This is a genomic window from Rhodococcus sp. 24CO (genome assembly GCF_050586165.1).
GTDB lineage: Bacteria > Actinomycetota > Actinomycetes > Mycobacteriales > Mycobacteriaceae > Rhodococcus_F.
On record NZ_JAZFNF010000003.1, the window covers coordinates 466,011 to 488,425 of the forward strand.

A 22,415-nucleotide genomic window follows, 5' to 3' on the forward strand; every position below is an offset into this window, starting at 1 on the left:
AATGATTTCTGGCGGACTCTGGACGAGTGAACAGCGATGTGAAGTCCGTGGTCGACAAACCGGCCGTCGCCTCGCCGGCGCCTGTGCGGCGGTGGGCGAGTACCACTGCGCTCGTGCCCGGAGTGGCTCTGTGCGCGGTCGGTGCGGCAATCGCGCTGGGGGTCGGGCGGCTCTTTTCCGCTGTCAGCCCACTGCTGATTGCCATCGTCGCCGGCGCGATCGTGGCGAATCTTGTCACCCTGCCGGCGAAATTTCAGCCGGGACTGACATTTTCGTCGAAACGACTGCTGCGAATCGGCATTGCCTTGCTCGGTCTGCAGTTGATGTTCAGCGACATCGTCGGTCTCGGCTGGGGAGTGATCGGCGTTGTTGTGGCGATCGTTGTTCTCGGCATCGCTGGAACAATGTATGCCGGAAAGCTTTTGGGTCTGTCGTGGACGCAGCGAATTCTGATTGCGTGCGGCTTCTCGATCTGCGGCGCCGCAGCTGTGGCCGCCGCGGATGGCGTGGTGAATGCAAAAGAAGAAGAGTTACTTACCGCGGTAGCGCTGGTGGTGATCTTCGGAACGTTGATGATTCCGATAATTCCGTTGTTGGCGAGGAGTTTCGGACTCGATGACGTCAGCGCGGGTATGTGGGCCGGTGGGTCGATTCACGAGGTTGCGCAGGTTGTTGCCGCCGGCAGTGCTCTCGGTGCCACCGCATTGGGTGTTGCCACCATTGTGAAACTCGCGCGTGTACTGATGCTGGCGCCCGTGATGGCGTTCCTGAGTATCCGTCAACGTGCCATGTCCGACGATTCGAATCCCCAGGTGAAGCGGCCACCGTTGGTGCCTCTGTTTACCTTGGCCTTCATCGCATTCATGGGGCTGCGTTCAACGGGGATTCTCCCGGAGGCGCTTCTCGACGTGGCCAAGACGGTGCAGACGGCTTTGTTGGCTGCCGCGATGTTTGGCCTCGGACTCGGTGTGCGATTGAGTGTGATCCGCGGAGTTGGTGTGCGTCCATTCGTGTTGGCTGCACTGTCGACGGTCTGGGTGGCACTGATCGCGTTGGTCGGTGTTGTGCTGGTCAGCTGATCGGGTTCACCCTCGGCGCTGGGCTTTCCATTCGCTGGGGCTCATGGAGAACTGAGTGCGAAACCACCGCGAGAAGCTTCCCTGAGTGGAAAATCCGAGGTGTACGGCGACGTCGGTCAACGAATAGCGTGGGTTGGACACTAAACGTTGTGCGAGGCTGCTGCGAACCGCATTGAGAACGGCCGTGAAGGTATCACCCGATTCGGCGAGATGGCGGTGCAGGGTTCGCCGATCGAAACCGAGGCTTCGAGCCACATGCTCGACGGAGCATCGGCCGGTGGGGAGCAGAACCTCGATCAATTCCCTTGTACGGCTGAGGGTATTGGAGGAATCTGCTGCAGGAAGCGAGTCGAGGAACGCCCGCGCGTACGGGCGAAGAAGCTCGTCGGCCAGTTCGTTCCGGGCGTCCAGGTCGCTGGCATAGAACACAATTCCGGTGAACTCGTGATCGAAGTCCACGGCGTTGCCGAGAATTCGTCGATGTGTACTGGTGTCGGGCGGGGCACTGTGCGTGAATCCGACGCTCACAGGTTGCCAGGCAGGCCCGAGCAAGCTCCGCAGAATCTGCATGGTTGCGCCGACGGCGAGTTCGACGGTCTGTCTGGTGTTGGCCGAGTCTGCGGAAGGCCTCGTAGTGGCGGGATCGCCGACCTCCAGGCCGATCCGCAGGGTTGCCAACCCGTTGACCTCGGTAAGTCGGATGCGAAGTGCCTCGTTGTAGGTGTGCTCGTACCGGATCAGGACATCCAGCGCGCTCCTGACGTCGGGCTCTTCCCTGATGACCAGGCTAAGCGGCCCGAGATTGGACAGTCGGCGGAGTTCGGCAAGAAGGAGGCCGAAATCCTCACGTCCGGATTCCGCTGCGGACAGTTCGAGGAGTGCGGCAATCGTGGCCGCGGGCACCCACTGATCAGGGTTGGCCAGGCTTGCCGGAGCGAGGCCGACGCTCCTCATCAGGTCGACGGCATCTATGTGGACCGAGCGACACAGGTCGACGTAGCGGTTGAGCGACGCATACCGGGCGAGTGGCTTCACGAGGTCTCCTGGTCCCTTGACTAAATGTCCCGAAATGTTGTGTTACGTGTCTCGTACAGTTAAGCATGTGAGCCGGATCTCACATAGTGTTGTTCTCATCAGATCGCGACCCCGAAGTCGAAAGTAGCTTCTGGAAGTTGTTGCGTACGAACACAGCTCGACTGTTATCGGGTCGGGTATGTCCATAGAATTGGAGAGCATCGTGGCACACGCCATTCGATTCCACGAGATCGGCACCCCGTCTGTCATGCGTTGGGAAGAGGTCGAGGTCGGTCAGCCCGGTGCCGGTGAGGTCCGGATTCGCCACGGCGCCGTCGGCCTCAACTTCGCCGACACGTACTTCAGAAGTGGCCTTTACCCTGCGCAGTTGCCTGCCGGCATGGGCGTCGAGGGGGCAGGCACTATCGAGGCCGTCGGTGCGGGTGTTGCCGATTTCAGTGTGGGGGATCGGGTGACCTACACCGGCAGTCCGCTCGGGGCGTACAGCACCGAGCGCATCATGCCGGCTGCCGACCTGATCGCGCTGCCTGACGGTATCGATTTCGAGACGGCAGCAGCGATGACCATGCGCGGCCTCACAGCGGCTTACCTTCTGCGCCGCATCTACCCGCTGAAATCGGGGGACACCGTTCTGCTTCACGCTGCGGCAGGTGGAGTTGGTTTGATCTTCACTCAGTGGGCAAAGCTGCTGGGCATCAAGGTGATCGGAACTGTTTCCACAGACGAGAAGGCAGCAGTTGCCCTGGCGCACGGGTGCGACGAAGTCATCATCTACACCCGCGAAGATGTTGTTGCGCGGGTCAGGGAGATCACCGGTGGTGTCGGTGTGCCGGTTGTCTACGACAGCATCGGGCAGTCCACGTTCGAGGTCTCACTCGACTCGTTGGCACGCCGAGGGCTAATGGTGTGCTTCGGAACCGCATCAGGGCCGACGCCGCCGATCAATGCAATGCAGTTGGCGGTCAAGGGATCTCTCTTTGTCACAAGACCGGCCCTGGCCGACTACATCGCCGATCCGGCGGAGCGCGCCGAACTGGCCGCCGAACTCTTCTCACACGTCGAAGAAGGTCGGATCAAGATCGGAATCAATCAGCGGTACGCACTCGAAGATGCGGTGCGCGCGCACCACGATCTGGAATCCGGTCGCAGCATCGGTTCCTCCGTCTTCACCGTCTGACGCCATCCGTCGAAAGGGGAATCGTCATGAGTAACACTGCAACGCTGATCGATACGGCCACCAGTTCGATCACTGTCGAGAAACTGACCTGTTCCATCGGTGCCGAGCTGTCCGGAGTGGACCTCGGCGTTGTCGCCCGCGACGACGCTTTGTTCGCCGAAATCAAAGCGCTCCTGCTCGAGCACAAGGTTCTGTTCTTCCGTGACCAGGACTTCAGCCGGGCGCAGCACGTAGAACTGGCACAACGTTTCGGCGACCTCGAGGACCATCCCGCGCTGGGTAGCGATCCCGACCATCCCGGTCTGGTCCGCATCTACAAAGACCTCGACAGTCCGCCGGAGCATTTCGAGAATGCCTATCACTGCGACGCGACGTGGCGCGTGAACCCACCTATGGGATGCGTACTCCGTTGTGTGGAAACACCACCCGTCGGCGGTGACACCATCTGGGTGAACATGGCACTGGCATACGACAATCTGCCTGCCGGCATCAAGGACCAGATCAAGGACCTCAAAGCCCGGCACAGTATCGAGTCGAGCTTCGGTGCCAGGATGCCGGTCGAACAGCGCCATCAGCTCAAGGAGCGCTTTCCGGACGCCGAACATCCCGTTGTGCGAACGCATCCCGAGACCGGCGAGAAGATTCCTTTTGTCAATTCGTTTGCGACGCACCTCGTCAACTACCACACACCGGAGAACATTCGATACGGCATCGACTTCGCTCCTGGCTCGAGTAACTTGCTCAACTACCTCGCAAGTCAGGCTCAGATTCCCGAGTATCAGGTTCGGTGGCGCTGGACCGAGAACAGTGTCGCAATCTGGGACAACCGTTCAACGCAACACTATGCAGTGCAGGACTATTGGCCTGCTGTTCGAAAGATGGAACGCGCCGGAATAGTCGGCGACGCACCGTTCTGATCGTCCACCCCCTTCTTTTCTCAGCTCTCATCCGATTGGAGTTTTGTTATGCATTTTCATGACGACGCATTGTTTCCCGAGGCCCAGGAAAAGCTGGTCATCACTGTTGCGCCGTACGGCCCGGAGTGGGAGCCGGATGATTTTGCGGAGGATCTGCCGTTGACGATGGACGAGCATGTTCAGACGGCGGTGGATTGCTACAACGCGGGTGCGACGGTGTTGCACATTCATGTTCGTGAGCTTGACGGTAAGGGTTCGAAGCGGCTTTCGAAGTTCAACGAGTTGTTGGGTCGTTTGCGTGAGGCTGTGCCGGAGATGATTTTGCAGGTGGGTGGGTCGATTTCGTTTGCGCCGGAAGGTGAGGGTGCGGATGCGAAGTGGCTTTCCGATGATGTGCGGCATATGTTGGCGACGTTGGATCCGGCTCCGGATCAGGTGACGATTGCGATCAATACTTCGCAGATGAACATCATGGAGTTGATGACTGCTGATGATATTGCGGGGACGTCGATGGAGCGTCCGGAGTTGGCGAATACGTATCGGGAGATGACGGTTCCGGCGGGTCCGGAGTGGGTGGCGGAGCATTTGCGTCGGTTGCAGGAGGCGGGGATTCAGCCGCATTTCCAGTTGTCGAGTATTCCGCAGCTCGAGACGGTGGAGCGGTTGATTCGGCGTGGGATCTATACGGGTCCGGTGAATGTGACGTGGGTGGCGATCGGTGGTGGGTTCGACGGGCCGAATCCGTACAACATGATGAATTTCGTTTCGCGGGTTCCTGATGGTGCGTGTCTGACGCTCGAGACCTTGATGCGCAGTGTGTTGCCGGTGAATACGATGGCGATCGCGATGGGGTTGCATGCGCGGTGCGGTAACGAGGACACGATCTGGGGCCGTAAGGGCGAGAAGATGACGTCGGTGCAGCAGATCGAGCAGTTGGTGCGTATTGCGGGTGAGTTGGGTCGTGAGGTGGCCACGGGTAAGGAAGCTCGCGATATCTATCGGATCGGGCAGGCGTATGCCGATACGGATGAGACGTTGGCGAAGTTGGGTTATGCGCCCAATCGTCGCCCGGGTCAGTTGGGTTTCACCCACCACGCCTGACGGTAATTTTCCGGGGGCATGAGCTGTGACAGTTCATGCCCCCGAGTCATCCCCAGAACATGAGCTACTGAATTTCCGAACCTTCTGTCCATCAGGCGATTTCCGGACACTTATAACTTGCCAGGGTTCCGCCGTCGTCTTCCTTCCTCGAATGCTCCAAGGAGAATCATGGGATCACAAGCTACTTCCACGCTGAGTGTGGACACCGCACCCAGCAGCGGTGGACGGCGAAAGATATACCCCTGGATCGTTTTTGCGCTGGCCTTCGGCCTGCTGCTCTCGGACTACATGTCCCGGCAGGTCCTGAGCGCGGTTTTCCCGATCCTGAAAGCGGATTGGGATCTCTCCGATTCGCACCTGGCGTCGTTGAGCAGTGTTGTCGCGCTGATGGTCGGGTTGCTGACGTTCCCGCTCTCACTCCTGGCCGATCGTTGGGACCGCGTCAAGAGCCTGATCCTGATGGCCGTGTTGTGGAGTGTCGCTACTCTGCTGTGCGCGATTGCCCAGTCCTATGAACAGATGCTTGGTGCGCGCTTCCTCGTCGGTGTTGGTGAAGCCGCCTACGGCAGTGTCGGTATTGCCGTGGTGCTCAGCGTGTTTGCGCCGCGAGTGCATGCAATGCTGGCCGGTGCCTTCATGGCCGGCGGCTCGTTCGGTTCGGTGATCGGTGTTGCGATCGGTGGGTTCATTGCCGTTCAGTTCAGTTGGCGTTGGTCCTTTGCGGCGATGGCGATCTTCGGTCTCATCCTCGTCGCGCTGTTCCGTGCTCTGGTTACCGAGAAGAAGTTGGCCGCTCACGCTGTCGAGGGTTCGGCCGGCGCTGCAGTGGAACCGGACGGGTACCGGGCGCCGGTATCGACATTGTTCACCAATCCGGCGGTGCTGTTTGCCTACATCGGTGGCGGGCTGCAGATGTTCACGGCCGCTGTACTTCTGGCGTGGTTGCCCAGTTTCTTCAACCGTTACTACGATCTTGCGCCGGACAAGGCCGGTGTCATGGCCTCGGTGTTCGTTCTCCTGGTCGGCAGCGGCATGGTGGTCTGCGGATTCATCACCGACCGGTTCAGCCGCGACAACTCGGCAAAGAAGTGGACCACAGCGATCGTCTACTGTGTAATCTCGCTGGTGTCCTTGGGTATCGGCCTCCGGTTAGGCACGGGCACAGCGCAACTCGCGCTGTTGGGTATCGGCGCGTTCTTCTCCGCCGGCTGTTCGGGTCCGACAGCGGCGATGGTCGCCAACCTCACGCATCATTCGATCCGTGCATCGGCCATGGGAACACTGACAGTCGCCAACAATCTTCTCGGACTGGCGCTCGGTCCCTTTGTCATCGGCATCCTTGCCGACCACCTGGGACTCCTGAGAGCACTGCAGCTTTCGCCCTTGGTCTACATTGCCGCTGTGGTTGCCTTTGTTGCGGGCAAGCGTGCATACCCGGCCGGTATTCGTCGTCTGGAGAATCTTCAGAAGGCGCCTGCAATGGATGCTTGATCCGTCGTTGCCACTCGAATGGGCACCTACCCGCTATTTGCGAGTAGGTGCCCATTTATCTGCCAGCTAGTGTTGTGGCACAAAGGAACTGTCAAAGTCAGTTGTCGGACTGACGCTGCTTGTGTGCTGCCATCTCCTCTACGAGAATCGGAACGCCGACGTTGCACGAGTGGATACCCACCACGGTAGCCAGCTTGAGCACTTCGAGAATCTCCTGCGGCGTCACCCCCATGTCAAGGGCTGCCTGGATATGGCGCCTGGTACCCGGTGCATACATGTGGGTGGCGGAGGCGTCGACGGCGATGCATAGCAGCTGAACAACTTTCGGTGAGAGAACACCGCTCTGGTACGGCTCCATCGCCATCTTCATGTACAGCTCGGTCCAGTTCGGGTCCATGTCGTACAACCCGTCCCAGAGCGTATTCCAGCCGCCGCCGGCCTTCATCGCCTCGACTACTGGATAGCTGCTGGTGTTCTCGGTCATCATTCCTCCGTTGTTGTTCGGTTCGAGCAGGTTTAGCGGGCCGTCGCGGCGTGGACGAGTTCGCGCTTGAGAATCTTCCCGGTCGCGGTCATCGGAAGTTCGGTGACGAACTCGACATGGCGGGGGTACTTGTAGCTGGCCATCTGGACTTTCGACCACGCGATCAGGTCGTCCGCTGTGATCTGCGCCGCCGGGTGGAGGATGACAAACGCCTTGATCTCCTCGCCGTGTCTCTCGTCCGGCAACCCGACTACAGCAGCGAGCGAAACGGCGTCGTGGGTCACGAGGACTTCTTCGATTTCGCGAGGGTAGACGTTGAATCCGCCGCGAACGATCAGGTCTTTCGCGCGATCCACTATGTAGTAGAAGCCGTCTTCGTCGACGCGGGCCAAGTCGCCGGTGCGGAACCAGCCGTCATGCATGACTTCGGCAGTGGCGGCGGGGCGGTTGTAGTAGCCCTTCATGACGTTGTGGCCGCGCAGAGCGATCTCACCGACTTGATCCTGGCCGGTGACGGTGTTCCAGTGCTTGTCCACAAGTCGCGCCTCGATGCCCCAGATCGGGACTCCGATTGATCCCGGCCGAGGATCACGTTCCGGGTCGCTGAACAGTGCTAACGGCGAAGATTCGGACAGCCCGTAGCCTTCGAGGATCTGGACTCCGAACTGCCTTTTGAACTGGGTGAGAATCTCCACGGGCAACGCTGCGCCGCCGGAGATCGCCTTGCGCATGTTCCGCGCAATCTTCTCGACATCCACATTTCCTCCGTCGAGCGCGCCGAGAAGACCCCAGTACATAGTGGGCACGCCGGCAAAGACCGTGATGTTTTCCTGCTCCATCAACGCGAGTGCAGCGGCGGCCTCGAACCGAGGCATCAGGACCAGCGTTGAGCCCACCGAAAGTGCAGAGTTCATGGCGACGGTTTGGCCGAAGGAGTGGAACAGCGGGAGTGTGATCAGGCACGTATCGAGTTGTGTTGGGGTGCTGTCGAAGAGGCGATTGGCACAGAGTGCGTTGAGAACCATGTTGGAGTGGGTGAGCTCCGCACCCTTGGGTGCTCCGGTAGTTCCGCTGGTGTAGAGAATCACTGCAGTGTCCGCCGGTTCGCGCACCACGGTTTCGAATGCGTCAGGCTCTGCAATGATCGCCTGGGCCACGGTTACGACGTCCGCGAGTTGCGACGGCACATGCGGATCGGCAGTGATCAGGAACATGTCATTGCAGGCGGGCGCACCCTGGAACCCGTTGTGTCCGTACTCGCCGATCGGCAGATCGGGGCCTCCCTCGAAACAGAAGTAGGCTTTCGCGTCGGAGTCGTCGAGGTGGTACGCAATCTCCCGGCCCTTCAGCAAGATGTTGAGCGGTACCACCACCGCACCAGCCTTGAGGATGCCGTAGTACACCGCGAGGAACGCGGGGATGTTCGGGCAGGAGAGCGCAACCGCGTCGCCGGGCTGCACGCCTCGGGTCACGAGCAGGCTTGCGATCTTGTTGGCATGGCGGTTCAGTTCCGCGTAGGACTGGCGCTCGTCGCCGAGAACGACGGCGTCGCGATCCGGATATCGCCGCGCCGAATCTTCCAGTAATGCAGATAAATTGAGCATCGCTGCGTTTCCTTCGAGTGTAGGTAGGGGCTCAGGCCGGCGTTTACGAGACCATGTCCTCACGAACCTAGGTCAGCTCGTCGATGAATTCCTCGGCCTGCGGCCATTCCCCGTACCCGGAGGCAGGATTCAGGTGCCCGACGTCGCCGAGGTCGACCAGACGGCTGCCCCAGACCTCGGCCATGTTGGCCACCCGGAGCCGATCGGCCAGCGGGTCGTTCGAACTCACCGCGACAATGCTCGGGAACGGCAGTTGGCGGCGGGGAATGGGCAACCATCCGTTGTTGCTGAGATCCTCCAGCATCGGATATCCCTCGGGTAGTTGGCGTTCCAGGTCCGAAGGAGTTGCCAGCAGGGCGCCCACGATCGGACGATTCGTCTGTAGAGCCCAGTGAACGGTGATCATGACGCCGGCGCTGTGGGCAACAAGCACGATCGGTCCGTCGATCTCGCTGATCACTGCGTCGAGGGCTGCGATCCGCGCAGTCAGGCTGAGCTTGTCCTCCTCGAGCGGAGGCACGCTACGAACCCGGTCGAGTTTGTTTTCCAGCAGGGTCTGCCAGTGTTCCTCGACGTGGTCGCGTAGCCCGGGCACGATCACGACGGTGGGGACTGAGGGCGCGTTCGTGGAAGGGTTGGTCATTGCCGTCTCCGGGGTTGATTGGTGAAGTTCAGGGCGTAGCGCCGGCGCGGGTCTGCCGCTGTGGTTGATCGCCGGGGACGAAATCCGAGTCATGTTGTGACGGCGCGATCTACGTGGTGCTTGACCCCTCTTGTATCGGGGTCACGATAGTCGAATATACCCATCGGCATTTGACATAATGGGACGAGGCTATTGACGTTTCGGGACGCTGTCAGCGGGTGTCGACACGGATGTCGACTGCCCCCAAGGGTCAATGATCCTGTCTCAATACGTCAAGTTTGATGGCTTCGACACAGCTATCGTGATCCCCATCACCAGAAAGCTCGAGTGCGCGACGAATCACAGGCATTCGAGTGGAACGGGACGATTCATGTTGTGATGCAACGACCTTCGGGTACGCGGTGACACTGACGTCGTCTCGGGCTGCGCCCCATTTCTCAGCTCTCATCCGATTGGAGTTTTGTTATGCATTTTCATGACGACGCATTGTTTCCCGAGGCCCAGGAAAAGCTGGTCATCACTGTTGCGCCGTACGGCCCGGAGTGGGAGCCGGATGATTTTGCGGAGGATCTGCCGTTGACGATGGACGAGCATGTTCAGACGGCGGTGGATTGCTACAACGCGGGTGCGACGGTGTTGCACATTCATGTTCGTGAGCTTGACGGTAAGGGTTCGAAGCGGCTTTCGAAGTTCAACGAGTTGTTGGGTCGTTTGCGTGAGGCTGTGCCGGAGATGATTTTGCAGGTGGGTGGGTCGATTTCGTTTGCGCCGGAAGGTGAGGGTGCGGATGCGAAGTGGCTTTCCGATGATGTGCGGCATATGTTGGCGACGTTGGATCCGGCTCCGGATCAGGTGACGATTGCGATCAATACTTCGCAGATGAACATCATGGAGTTGATGACTGCTGATGATATTGCGGGGACGTCGATGGAGCGTCCGGAGTTGGCGAATACGTATCGGGAGATGACGGTTCCGGCGGGTCCGGAGTGGGTGGCGGAGCATTTGCGTCGGTTGCAGGAGGCGGGGATTCAGCCGCATTTCCAGTTGTCGAGTATTCCGCAGCTCGAGACGGTGGAGCGGTTGATTCGGCGTGGGATCTATACGGGTCCGGTGAATGTGACGTGGGTGGCGATCGGTGGTGGGTTCGACGGGCCGAATCCGTACAACATGATGAATTTCGTTTCGCGGGTTCCTGATGGTGCGTGTCTGACGCTCGAGACCTTGATGCGCAGTGTGTTGCCGGTGAATACGATGGCGATCGCGATGGGGTTGCATGCGCGGTGCGGTAACGAGGACACGATCTGGGGCCGTAAGGGCGAGAAGATGACGTCGGTGCAGCAGATCGAGCAGTTGGTGCGTATTGCGGGTGAGTTGGGTCGTGAGGTGGCCACGGGTAAGGAAGCTCGCGATATCTATCGGATCGGGCAGGCGTATGCCGATACGGATGAGACGTTGGCGAAGTTGGGTTATGCGCCCAATCGTCGGCCGGGTCAGTTGGGTTTCACCCACCACGCCTGATTTTTCGTCAACCTGCATGTTTGTCCGGGGCACGCCAGTACTGCCGTGCCCCGGACATGCTCGATACAGCCGCCGGCGCATTTCGCGCACACCAATTGTGTTGGCTCGCATCCCGGTTCGTAGCGACTACCTTCACAAGACACTAAGGGTATGAGAAAAGTCAGATGAGTTCACAACGTTCTTGGGCACGGAAGGCGACGGTCATCGCCGCCACTACAGCGACCGCATTCAGTTTGGGTGCCTGCGGCAGTGATTCTGCCTCTGCCGACGGCTCCGTCATGAAGATCGGAATCACTCAGGGAGTGCCAGGCGATCTGCTCACCGTCGTCGCTGAAAACGAGGGTTTCTTCGACAAGCGTGGGGTCGACGTCGAACTGATGCCTCCCTCCTTGACCACCGCCCTCTCCGCCGCGGTCATTTCGAACGACATCACTGTCGGGACCATGGTGCCCGGGACTTTGTGGCCGGCAATCGACAAGGGCGCCTGCGCAAAGGCTTTGGGCTCCACGCTGGGTAACACGATGGATGTGATTGCGCAGCCAGGCACCGAGATCGCCGGTGACCCCACCGATCCCAACACCACTATGGCGAGCATCAAAGACAAGACCATCGGTGTCACTTCCCGTGGGTCCGGCATGGAACTGTGGATCACGCAGCTGCTCAACTATGCCGGTCTGGACCCGGCCAAGGACGTCACGTTTGTGGGAGTCGGAGCGCCGGCCACAGCAATCCAGGCGTTCAAGGCCAAGCAGGTTGACGTTCTCTACTACGGCCCCACTATGGCCGAGCAGTTGCCCGAATCCGAAGTAGTGCGCGTGACGGACATTATCGGCAAGCCCGGGAATGCGCTTTCCTCTCTTGTTCAGGGATATCCCTCGGCGTCTTGCAACACAATTGAGCAACGTCCGAACGACTTGTTGAACTACTGCAAGGCGATGTGGGACACCTACGATTTTGCGCAGGATCCCAATAACGCTGCGGCGATGGGCAAATGGATGTCCGAGCTGATCGGTGTCTCGCCTGCCGGGGGACCGGCAGCCTGGGATGCACTGAAATCGACGTATCTGCCGATGAGCATCACGCAGGAATCTTGGGAAGCGCAAGCCGAGTTGGCTGGTTCGCCGGCTCCCGTTGCCCCGGATTTCGCCAGCTCGGTCTACGAGCCGTGCACGGGTGGTGATCCGCGATGACCCCTCCCGCTGCCGTCGCGTCGACGCGCGTCGACGCGGTACTTCAACCCGTCCCACCAGAGGAAAAGAAGCCGAAAGGTAAGAAGGTTGTTGTCGGCGCTACCGGCGCCAAGGCCAAACTTTCCGGCGGATCATTACTCGCGGTGCAGATAGCGCTGCTGATCGCGATATTGGCTGCCTGGCAGATCAGCTACAACTACGCCGGTGAGAACAAGCTCGTCGTGTCGAACCCGAAGCTCGTGTGGGAGGCCTTTCTGGCCTGGCAGGAGAAGGGCACCTTCTGGCCTGACCTGTGGTCGACCGTGTCCGCGGCCTTCATCGCTTTGATTCTGAGTGCGGTGGTCGGTATTGCCGCAGGCATCGGTCTCGCGCTCGCGCCGAGCGTCGAAGCGGTGGTCTCTCCGTTCCTGGACGCGATCAATGCGATGCCGCGCATCGCTCTTGCTCCGGTGTTCGTCATCTACTTCGGTATCGGTTCGACCTCGAAAATCGTCCTGGCATTTACGCTCGTTGTCTTCATCATCACCATCAACACGAGGGCCGGCGTCTCGAGTGCGGACTCCGAATTGCTTCGGCTGTCCGTGGTCATGGGCGCGAGCAAGTGGCAACGCTTCTACAAAGTGCTCTTGCCGGTGGCTGTGCCATCCATCTTCGCCGGACTTCGGCTAGGACTGATCTACTCGCTTCTCGGCGTAGTCGGCGCGGAGCTCATCGCCTCGACAAGTGGTTTGGGGCAGCAGATCTCGGCTTCCTCAGCTGCCTTCGACCTCGGCACGGTGTACGCCGCGCTGATCGTTCTGGCAGTGATCGCGGCAGTGTTCAATGCCGGCGCCGGACGTATTGAGAAGTCGATTCTTCGTTGGCAACCTCCACAGGACGCATGATGACGTATACAGGAGTGAAAGCTGTGGGAACCGACAACGCCGTTACCGTCGAGGGCCCTGCGTTCGAGATTCGTTCTGCAACTTTGGATTACACACCAGCTGGTGCGAGCACCTTCTCCGGGGTTCGGGATCTCTCGCTCACCGGAAAGTGGGGTGAGCTTTTGGTACTGGTCGGCCATAGTGGCTGCGGAAAAACAACAGCTCTGAATCTGATGGGTGGATTGATTCATCCGACTACCGGCTCCGTCTCGGTGCTGGGCACCAGTCCGGCGCAGGCGCGTTCGGAGATGGGATACATGTTTGCCCGTGACGCGCTGTATCCGTGGCGTACGGCCAGGCAGAATGTGGAGCTCGGTATGGAGCTTGCGCATGTCGGAAAGGCCGAGCGGCGTGAGCGGTCGATGGAGATGCTGCGCAGAGTCGGGCTCGAGGCTGCAGCGGACCGGTACCCGTGGCAATTGTCGCAGGGTATGCGTCAGCGTGCGGCCCTCGCCCGGACGTGGGTAATGAAGCCGGCATTGATCCTCATGGATGAGCCGTTCTCGGCGCTGGATGCGCAGACCCGGGACGTGGTTCGCGACGAATTCCTTGATGTGTGGAGCCAGGAACGGCAGACCGTGGTTTTCGTGACACACGATCTGAACGAGGCATTGCTCATTGCGGATCGGGTAGTTGCCATGCGCGCCGGTGAGGTTGTGGTGGACATGAAGATCGAGATGGATCGACCTCGTGACGAAGCGGGATTGGAAAGTAGCAAGGAGTTTCGGGATATGTTGGGGGAGTTGCGTGCAACTCTGAACTCGCATTGATTCCGCACTTCGAGTAGGCGCGGCGGTTGGCCCATGAGGCCGGCCGCCGCGCCGCTTTTTTGAAAGTGCGGGCGGTGAACTGCCCCGAGTTACTGTTGCGACCAGACCTTCGGACTGCACCCGAACTGTTGGCGAAACCACCTCGAGAAGGCGCTCAATTCGGAGAATCCGAGTTCCACCGAGATTTCGGTGAGGGAGCGATCCCCGCGCTCGATCGACAAGGTGGCGTGATCGCGTCGCACCGCATCGAGTATCGACGAGTACGTCTCACCCGACTGCGCCAATCGCCGATGCAGTGTCCGTCTGTCCATCCCCAGACTGCGCGCGATACGCGTGACCGAACAATGCTCTGTTGGTAGCAGTGTGGCGATCAGGTCTCGGACCTGTCCGGCCAGGGACGGGTTCTCCGGCGGTGCGAGCAATCCGAGATATTCTTGGGCGAATGGCCGCAATACTGGGTTGGACAGTCGATTTGGCGCATCCAAATCGCTTGTTGCGATGATGATTCCGTCAATCTCGTGATCGAAGTGGATGGACGGGCCGAAGATGCGAATGTGCATCTCGTCGTCGGCGGGTGCAGCATGCGTAAAACAGGTGGATATCGGTAGCCATTCGTCGGGCAGGAAATCGCACAGAACTCGTAGGGTCGACGCGACAACCAGATCCACCGACTGCTGTCCCAGGATCATCCCGTCCATCGGCGTCACCCGAATCGTGGCCAGGCCGCGAGATTCTGTCAAATCGAGACAGATCGCTTCGTTGTGTAATTTCATGTGGCGCAGAACAATTCCGATCGCGCTCCGTACGTCGGGCTCCTCGCGCGCGATCAGGCCCACCGGACCGAGGTTCGACACACCGCGATCGACGGACATTCTGAGGCCGAAATCGTCACAACCCGATTGTGATGCGGAGAGCTCGAGCAGCTCACTCACGGACTTCGCCGCGATCCATCCCTGCGTCGCGGCAAACGAGGCGGGGTCGATCCCGGCAACCCGCATCAGGGGATGAGGATTCAGTCCAACCGACTGTGCCACTTCGACATATCCGTTCAGAACAGCACTACGCAGCCTCAGCATCGACGGCCCGAACTCTCGACGTGGTGTCCCATGTTGTCAAGGATATCGACCCGATCTGTCAATGCGGTCACTGGCGGACTGAGGACGCCCACCTTCCGATGACCATCACCAGGTAGCGATCCCCGCTGACCCCTGACTTCAGTCCCGGTCGCGCTCTCGTTCCCCACGTTCCTCACGCTGACGCTGAAGGAACGGACTGGGGTTCTGGCCACCGATAGGACCGTGTCCGAGGACGCCGTGCTCGTAGGCGGACTCGGCGTGCATCGCGACGTCGATTCCGCGGGCCTCGTCTTCGCGCGAGATGCGGAAGCCGAAGGTTCGATCGATCAGCTTGCCGAGTCCGTAGGTAACCCCGAAGGCGTAGAGCGCGACTACGACAACACCGACAAACTGCTTGCCGAGCTGTGCAAGACCGCCACCGTAGAAGAGTCCTTCGGGGCCGCCGGTCATGACGGCCGTCGCGAGGAGTCCGATCAGCAAGGATCCGATGACGCCGCCGACGAGGTGCACGCCGACCACGTCGAGGGAGTCGTCGTAGCCGAGCTTGTGCTTCCAGCCCACGGCATAGGAGCAGACGATGCCGGCGATCAGACCGATGATCACGGCCCCGAACATATTGACGGTTCCGCAGGACGGCGTAATTGCCACAAGGCCGGCAACGACGCCCGACGCGGCGCCGAAGGTCGTGGGATGGCCGTCGCGGTTCTGCTCGACGAACAGCCAGCCCAACAGGCCGGTGCAACCGGCGACGAGGGTGTTGAGGAAAATCTGCGCGGCCATACCGTCGGCGGCTAGAGCGGAACCGGCATTGAAACCGAACCACCCGAACCACAGCAGGCCGACGCCGAGCAGGACGAAGGGAAGGTTGTGCGGGCGCATCGACTCGGCTTTGAATCCCATGCGCTGACCGAGGACCAGAGCCAGAGCGAGGCCCGACGCACCGGAGACGATCTCGACGACCAAGCCGCCCGCGTAGTCGAGGGCTCCCATCCGAGCCAGCCAACCGTCCGGATTCCACACCCAGTGAGCGACTGGTGCGTAGACGAGGAGGGACCAGATCGGGACGAAGATCATCCAGGCGGAGAACTTTGCCCGGTCTGCGATTGCGCCACTGATCAGTGCTGCGGTCAGGATGGCGAACGTCAGTTGGAAGGTCGCGAACAGCACTTCCGGAACGTTCCCGTGCACGGTCGACGGGTCGATACCTGCCATCCCGATGTGTTCGAGTCCGCCGATGATGCCGCCGTGGTCGTCGCCGAATACGAGGCTGTAGCCCACGAACAGCCAGGCCACGGTGACAAGCGCGATGGAGACGAAGCTCATCATGATCATGTTCAGTACGCCGGTCGAGCGGACCATGCCGCCGTAGAACAGGGCAAGGCCCGGGGTCATCAGTAGAACGAGTGCGGTACTGATGAGCAACCAGGCGGTTGCTCCGGCGTCGATGGTGGCGGGCACAGTTTTCTCCTCCCACATGCGGACCTGTCCACATGCTCGGCATCCACGATGAGTGCGTGTGGTTTCCACAGCGATGCGACCATGTTGCAAACATGTTTCGTATACGTCTGTGGGTTGCACCCGCACCGGGCGAGCTGTCGTACCTCGCCGGTAGTCTTTGCGCGTGGCCCTGTACCGGAAGTATCGACCGGCGTCCTTCGCCGAGGTGGTGGGGCAGGAACATGTCACCGCACCACTGAGCACCGCCCTCGACGCAGGGCGTATCAACCATGCCTATCTGTTCTCCGGCCCCCGTGGCTGCGGAAAGACGTCGTCGGCTCGCATTCTCGCGCGCTCACTGAACTGCAAGGAAGGCCCGACGTCGACGCCGTGTGGCGTGTGTAATTCCTGCATCGCGCTCGGTCCGGGCGGTTCCGGCAACGTCGACGTCACCGAACTCGACGCCGCGAGCCACGGTGGTGTCGACGACACCCGTGAGCTTCGCGACAAAGCCTTCTACGCGCCGGCCGAGTCGAACTACCGCATCTTCATCATCGACGAGGCCCACATGGTCACGGCGGCAGGCTTCAACGCGCTCCTCAAGATCGTGGAAGAGCCGCCGGAGCATCTCATCTTCGTCTTCGCCACCACGGAACCGGAAAAGGTCCTTCCGACCATTCGGTCGCGTACGCACCACTATCCGTTCCGGCTCCTCGCACCGTCCACTATGCGCGGGCTCCTCGAGAACGTGTGTGCGCAAGAGAACGTCGCTGTCGAGCCGGCTGTCTATCCGTTGGTCATCAAGGCCGGTGGCGGATCGCCGCGTGACTCCCTCAGCGTTCTCGATCAGCTACTTGCCGGAGCCGGTGACGAAGGCGTTACCTACCCGCGGGCTCTCTCACTCCTGGGCGTTACCGACGTAGCCCTCATCGACGAGGCTGTGGACGCACTGTCCGCCAGTAACGGTGCTGCGCTGTTCGGAACCGTCGAACGCGTCATGGACGCCGGCCACGATCCCCGCAGATTTGCCCTCGACCTTCTCGAACGTCTTCGCGATCTCATCCTGATGCAGGCAGTTCCCGACGCCGCCGAAACAGGATTGGTCGACGCACCCGAAGCTGAACTGGTCACCATGCGTGAACAGATTCAGAAGGTCGGACCGGCCACCCTTACGCGTTTCGCCGAGACCGTCCATGCCGGGCTGGGTGAAATGCGCGGCGCCACCGCACCTCGTCTGTTGCTCGAAGTGATGTGCGCGAGGATGCTGCTGCCATCGGCGTCGGATTCTGAATCGGCTCTGCTGCAGCGGTTGGAAAAAGTCGAAAGAGGTATCCCGGCAGCAGGTTTCGCGCCAGTTTCCAGTGCAGCGGCGTCCAATGTTGCCGCTCCGCCGGCTGTTCATGCTGTGCCGACGCCGTCTCCCGAGCCTGTTGTGGAGTCCAAGTTCCAGCGTCCGTCACAGCGCAAGCCGGAACCGGAGGTTGTGCCGCCAGCGCCGACACCTCCGCCGGTAGTAGAGGCCGCGCCTGAACCTGCTCCCGCGCCGGTGGTCGAGGTTGTACCTGCGCCCGAGCCGATTGTTGAACCCGAACCTGCTCCGGTAGTTGAGGCTGTTGCACCCAAACCTGCACCCGAACCTGCGCCTGAGCCCGCTGCACCTGCCCCTGAGCCCGCTGTCGAGCCCGCTCCGGTTGTCGAACCGGAACCCGAGCCTGCTCCGGTTGCGGAGGAGGTGCCGGTCGCGGCCCCAGTTTCGGCAGGCCCGACTGTCGAAACGCTGCGTGAGTCGTGGAATACGTTGCGCAACAAGGTGGGTGAACGAAACAAGGTCCTACCGGCCATGCTGTCCGCCGCGACGGTTCACGATGTGCGTGGCCACGTATTGGTGATCGCGCATGTCACTCCAGTGCTCGGTGCGCGTGTCACCAGCCCGCACAATGCGGCGGTCATCTGTGAAGTGCTTTCCGAAATGTTCGGTGGCACTTGGCAAGTGGAATACCAAGAGGGTGCACCGGTTGTCCCGGTCGGTTCGGGTCCGGCAGCCAAGGCTGCTGAGGCTCCGGCTCGCCCGGCAGCAGCGCCGCGCTTCTCGCGGCCAAGCCAGGAGCGCGCGGCCAAGGCCCCAGCGTCGACTCCGCGGCCGCAGGGCACAGATCGCGGTTCCGACGACATTCCGCCGCCCGAGGCTCCGGATTACCCGGACGACCCTGGACCGGCCCCCGAGGTCGACTACGAAGCGACACCTGCCGCGGCAACGCCGGAAGAAGAAAAGCAGATGTTCGCGGAGGCTGCGCAACCTGCCGATCCGACAACCCGTCGCGACCCGGAGGAAGTGGCAAAGGAACTGCTCAAGGACGTCCTGGGAGCACGCAAGCTGGAGTAGGTGTCGCTCCGTCTGATCCCCTCGGTCATCAAGCACGATCGCTTTGGTCCTTCCCAATAATTTGGAACACGTTCTACAGTGGATGGACCCGAGGTCTGACTGCAGGCCGGTTCGACGAATTAGACGGAAGGAACACCTCACAGTGACCACAGAGGCATTCATTTATGAAGCCATCCGTACCCCGCGAGGCCGCGGCAAGAAGACGGGGTCTTTGCACTCGGTCAAGCCGATTTCGCTGGTCACGGGTCTGATCCAGGAACTGCGCGTGCGCTTCCCCGATCTCGACGAAGACCGGATCTCCGATCTCATCCTGGGGATCGTCGGACCGGTGGGCGATCAGGGTGCCGACATGGCGCGCATCGCTGTCAACGACGCGAAGCTGCCTGACACCGTCGGTGGCGTGCAGATCAACCGCTTCTGCGCGTCCGGGTTGGAAGCCGTGAACATGGCGGCCCAGAAGGTTCGCTCCGGTTGGGACGAGCTCGTGATCGCCGGTGGCGTCGAGTCCATGTCGAGGGTCCCGATGGGCTCGGACGGCGGACCGTGGGCACTGGATCCGGCCACCAACTACGACAACTACTTTGTTCCTCAAGGCGTCGGCGCAGACCTCATCGCCACCATCGAGGGATTCTCGCGTGACGACGTCGACGCGTACGCCGTCCGCTCGCAGGATCTGGCCGCCAAGGCCTGGACCGGCGGATACTTCGCCAAGTCCGTTGTCCCGGTCAAAGACATCAACGGCATCACCGTTCTCGACAACGACGAGCACATGCGTCCGGGCACCACGGCGGCAAACCTTGCCGGACTTGCACCCGCGTTCAGTGTCGTCGGTGAGGTCGGCGGCTTCGACGCGGTAGCACTGCAGAAGTACCACTGGGTCGAGAAGATCAACCACGTTCACCACGGTGGTAACAGCTCGGGAATCGTCGACGGCGCCGCACTGGTGCTTGTGGGCTCCGAGAGTGCCGGTCAGGCAATGAATTTGACCCCGCGTGCCCGCGTCGTCGCGACGGCGACCAGCGGTGCCGATTCCACGATCATGCTCACCGGCCCGACGCCGGCAACAAAGAAGGTTCTCGCTGCGGCGGGCCTGACGGTTGACGACATCGACCTGTTCGAGATCAACGAGGCTTTTGCCTCCGTCGTCCTGAAGTTCCAGAAGGACCTCAACATTCCGGACGAGAAGCTCAACGTCAACGGTGGCGCAATTGCCATGGGACACCCGCTCGGCGCTACCGGCGCAATGATTCTCGGCACGATGGTCGACGAACTCGAGCGTCGCGGTGGCAAGCGTGCTCTCGTCACGCTGTGCATCGGCGGCGGTATGGGCGTTGCCACCATCATCGAGCGCGTCTGACGCGACCGGACTACAGGAGACGAATCAGCGTGACCGAGAACAACATGATCAACTGGGAGCAGGACTCCGACGGCATCGTCCTGCTCACCATGGACGACCCCAACCAGGGCGCCAACACCATGAACGACCTGTACAAGGCGTCGATGCAGGCCACCGTCGACCGCTTGTACGAGGAGAAGGACTCCATCACCGGAGTAGTCCTCACTTCGGCCAAGAAGACGTTCTTCGCGGGTGGTGACCTCAAGAACATGATCAAGGTCGGACCCGAGCAGGCTCCCGACATCTTCGCCGAGGTCGGGACCATCAAGGCCGCGTTGCGTCGCCTCGAGACCCTCGGCAAGCCCGTGGTCTCGGCGATCAACGGTGCCGCGCTCGGCGGCGGCCTCGAAATTGCCCTCGCAACGCACTACCGCATTGCCGCTGACGTCAAGGGCGTCAAGATCGGGCTGCCCGAGGTCACCCTCGGACTGCTCCCCGGCGGCGGTGGCATCGTGCGCACCGTCCGTCTGCTCGGTCTGCAGAACGCACTCCTCAACCTGCTCCTGCAGGGTCAGCAGCGCGGACCGGTAGAGGCCAAGGAAGTTGGCATCGTCGACGAGGTTGTCGGTTCCGTCGAGGAACTGGTTCCGGCTGCGAAGGCATGGATCAAGGCCAATCCCGAAGGCGGCGTTCAGCCTTGGGACAAGAAGGGCTACAAGATCCCCGGTGGAACTCCGTCCACCCCCGCGTTTGCCGCCAACCTTCCGGCGTTCCCGGCGAACCTGCGCAAGCAGCTCAAGGGTGCTCCGATGCCTGCTCCGCGTGCCATCATGGCCGCAGCGGTCGAGGGCTCGCAGGTCGACATCGACAACGCGATGCTCATCGAGGCTCGCTACTTCACGTCCCTCGTGACGGGTCTTGTTGCGAAGAACATGATCCAGGCGTTCTTCTTCGACCTGCAGGCCATCAACGGCGGCGGTTCACGCCCCGCCGGTATCGGCAAGACCCCGATCACCAAGATCGGCGTTCTCGGTGCAGGCATGATGGGCGCAGGCATTGCCTACGTGTCCGCGAAGGCGGGCTTCGAGGTCGTCCTCAAGGACGTCACCATCGAGGCTGCAAACAAGGGCAAGGCGTACTCCGAGGGCATTGAAGCCAAGGCACTTTCGCGGGGCAAGACCACGCAGGAGAAGTCCGATGCACTTCTTGCCAAGATCACCCCGACGGCTGACCCGGCCGATTTTGCGGGCGTCGACTTCGTCATCGAGGCCGTTTTCGAGAGCCAGGAACTCAAGCACAAGGTGTTCCAGGAGATCGAGGACATCGTTGCACCCAACGCACTGCTGGGTTCCAACACCTCGACGCTTCCCATCACGGGTCTCGCGACCGGTGTGAAGCGCCAGGAAGATTTCATCGGCATCCACTTCTTCTCACCTGTCGACAAGATGCCGCTGGTGGAGATCATCCGCGGTGAGAAGACCTCCGACGAGGCTTTGGCTCGCGTATTCGATTACGTCCAGGCGATCCGTAAGACGCCGATCGTGGTCAACGACTCGCGTGGCTTCTTCACCTCGCGCGTCATCGGTACCTTCATCAACGAGGCCATCGGCATGCTGGCCGAGGGCATCGAACCGGCCACCATCGAGCAGGCCGGTATGCAGGCGGGCTACCCTGCTGCGCCGCTGCAGCTTTCGGATGAGCTCAACCTCACTCTGATGCAGAAGATCCGCAAGGAAAGCGCGGAGGCCGCCAAGGCAGAAGGCAAGGAACTGCCCGCAGATCCGGCCGGCGAGGTCATCAACACTCTCGTCGACGGTGGCCGCACCGGTCGTCTCGGCGGCGGCGGATTCTACGAGTACGCAGACGGCAAGCGCACCGGCCTGTGGCCGGGTCTGCGTGATGCCTTCAAGTCGGGATCGACGGAAGCACCACTCCAGGATCTCATCGACCGCATGCTGTTCATCGAAGCCATCGAGACCGTCAAGTGCTTCGACGAAGGTGTCCTCACGACGACGGCCGACGCCAACATCGGCTCCATCATGGGTATCGGTTACCCGGCCTGGACGGGTGGCGTCAGCCAGTTCGTCACCGGCTACGCGGGTGGCAAGGCTGGATTTGTCGCTCGCGCCGAGGAATTGGCAGCCAAGTACGGTGAGCGGTTCACGCCGCCGGCGTCGCTGAAGGGCTGATTCAGACCCACCTGAAATGAGCGAACGTACCTTTCGGCGCATCTAACGCGCTGAAAGGTACG

Annotated in this window: 18 protein-coding genes; 12 read left to right on the forward strand and 6 right to left on the reverse strand. The window is 61.0% G+C overall.

Features of this window, described 5'->3' with window-relative positions:
• Positions 1-26 precede the first annotated feature (26 nt).
• Positions 27-1,079, forward strand: coding sequence for a YeiH family protein (locus V2B23_RS09385; protein WP_430950092.1), 1,053 nt, complete (start codon positions 27-29; stop codon positions 1,077-1,079).
• 6 nt (positions 1,080-1,085) lie between these two features.
• Here the strand turns inward: V2B23_RS09385 and V2B23_RS09390 are convergent, their stop codons facing one another.
• The gene (locus V2B23_RS09390; RefSeq protein WP_430950093.1) at positions 1,086-2,114 is read right to left on the reverse strand and encodes an AraC family transcriptional regulator; all 1,029 of its coding nucleotides are present in this window, start codon (positions 2,112-2,114) and stop codon (positions 1,086-1,088) included.
• 202 nt (positions 2,115-2,316) lie between these two features.
• Here V2B23_RS09390 and V2B23_RS09395 point away from each other — a divergent pair, with 202 nt between their 5' ends.
• From V2B23_RS09395 to V2B23_RS09410, 4 genes are all read left to right on the forward strand, one after another.
• The gene (locus V2B23_RS09395) at positions 2,317-3,291 is read left to right on the forward strand and encodes a quinone oxidoreductase family protein (protein WP_430950220.1); all 975 of its coding nucleotides are present in this window, start codon (positions 2,317-2,319) and stop codon (positions 3,289-3,291) included.
• 26 nt (positions 3,292-3,317) lie between these two features.
• On the forward strand, positions 3,318-4,208 hold the full coding sequence (locus tag V2B23_RS09400; protein WP_430950094.1) for a TauD/TfdA dioxygenase family protein: 891 nt from the start codon (positions 3,318-3,320) through the stop codon (positions 4,206-4,208).
• Positions 4,209-4,256: 48 nt separating this feature from the next.
• On the forward strand, positions 4,257-5,309 hold the full coding sequence (locus V2B23_RS09405; RefSeq protein WP_430950095.1) for a 3-keto-5-aminohexanoate cleavage protein: 1,053 nt from the start codon (positions 4,257-4,259) through the stop codon (positions 5,307-5,309).
• 168 nt (positions 5,310-5,477) lie between these two features.
• A complete protein-coding gene (locus tag V2B23_RS09410) occupies positions 5,478-6,800 on the forward strand; it encodes an MFS transporter (RefSeq protein ID WP_430950096.1) in 1,323 nt (440 codons plus the stop codon).
• Positions 6,801-6,897: 97 nt separating this feature from the next.
• Here the strand turns inward: V2B23_RS09410 and V2B23_RS09415 are convergent, their stop codons facing one another.
• The 3 genes from V2B23_RS09415 to V2B23_RS09425 form a co-directional block, all read right to left on the reverse strand.
• Entirely contained in the window at positions 6,898-7,284 is a 387-nt protein-coding gene (locus V2B23_RS09415; RefSeq protein ID WP_430950097.1) for a carboxymuconolactone decarboxylase family protein, read from the reverse strand.
• A 32-nt stretch (positions 7,285-7,316) separates the two neighbouring features.
• Positions 7,317-8,888 carry a long-chain-fatty-acid--CoA ligase gene (locus V2B23_RS09420; RefSeq protein ID WP_430950098.1) on the reverse strand — a complete coding sequence of 524 codons (1,572 nt, stop codon included), beginning with the start codon at positions 8,886-8,888 and terminating at the stop codon, positions 7,317-7,319.
• 67 nt (positions 8,889-8,955) lie between these two features.
• Entirely contained in the window at positions 8,956-9,531 is a 576-nt protein-coding gene (locus V2B23_RS09425) for an RBBP9/YdeN family alpha/beta hydrolase (protein ID WP_430950099.1), read from the reverse strand.
• 465 nt (positions 9,532-9,996) lie between these two features.
• Between V2B23_RS09425 and V2B23_RS09430 the strand changes: the two genes are divergently transcribed.
• From V2B23_RS09430 to V2B23_RS09445, 4 genes are all read left to right on the forward strand, one after another.
• Positions 9,997-11,049, forward strand: coding sequence for a 3-keto-5-aminohexanoate cleavage protein (locus tag V2B23_RS09430; protein WP_430950095.1), 1,053 nt, complete (start codon positions 9,997-9,999; stop codon positions 11,047-11,049).
• Positions 11,050-11,213: 164 nt separating this feature from the next.
• Positions 11,214-12,239: an ABC transporter substrate-binding protein gene (locus V2B23_RS09435; protein WP_430950100.1), complete on the forward strand. Its 1,026-nt coding sequence runs from the start codon at positions 11,214-11,216 to the stop codon at positions 12,237-12,239.
• Entirely contained in the window at positions 12,236-13,123 is an 888-nt protein-coding gene (locus V2B23_RS09440) for an ABC transporter permease (RefSeq protein WP_430950101.1), read from the forward strand. The genes V2B23_RS09435 and V2B23_RS09440 overlap by 4 nt, the downstream gene beginning before the upstream one ends.
• Positions 13,123-13,932 carry an ABC transporter ATP-binding protein gene (locus tag V2B23_RS09445; RefSeq protein WP_430950102.1) on the forward strand — a complete coding sequence of 270 codons (810 nt, stop codon included), beginning with the start codon at positions 13,123-13,125 and terminating at the stop codon, positions 13,930-13,932. The genes V2B23_RS09440 and V2B23_RS09445 overlap by 1 nt, the downstream gene beginning before the upstream one ends.
• Before the next feature lie 89 nt (positions 13,933-14,021).
• Here the strand turns inward: V2B23_RS09445 and V2B23_RS09450 are convergent, their stop codons facing one another.
• Entirely contained in the window at positions 14,022-14,966 is a 945-nt protein-coding gene (locus tag V2B23_RS09450; protein WP_430950103.1) for an AraC family transcriptional regulator ligand-binding domain-containing protein, read from the reverse strand.
• Between the two features lie 180 nt (positions 14,967-15,146).
• A complete protein-coding gene (locus tag V2B23_RS09455) occupies positions 15,147-16,466 on the reverse strand; it encodes an ammonium transporter (RefSeq protein ID WP_430950104.1) in 1,320 nt (439 codons plus the stop codon).
• A 163-nt stretch (positions 16,467-16,629) separates the two neighbouring features.
• Between V2B23_RS09455 and V2B23_RS09460 the strand changes: the two genes are divergently transcribed.
• From V2B23_RS09460 to V2B23_RS09470, 3 genes are all read left to right on the forward strand, one after another.
• Entirely contained in the window at positions 16,630-18,828 is a 2,199-nt protein-coding gene (locus V2B23_RS09460; protein ID WP_430950105.1) for a DNA polymerase III subunit gamma and tau, read from the forward strand.
• A 142-nt stretch (positions 18,829-18,970) separates the two neighbouring features.
• Positions 18,971-20,185 (forward strand): acetyl-CoA C-acetyltransferase, encoded by a 1,215-nt coding sequence (locus tag V2B23_RS09465; protein ID WP_033235863.1) that lies wholly within the window; start codon positions 18,971-18,973, stop codon positions 20,183-20,185.
• A gap of 44 nt (positions 20,186-20,229) precedes the next feature.
• Positions 20,230-22,353 (forward strand): 3-hydroxyacyl-CoA dehydrogenase NAD-binding domain-containing protein, encoded by a 2,124-nt coding sequence (locus V2B23_RS09470; RefSeq protein WP_430950221.1) that lies wholly within the window; start codon positions 20,230-20,232, stop codon positions 22,351-22,353.
• Positions 22,354-22,415 lie beyond the last annotated feature (62 nt).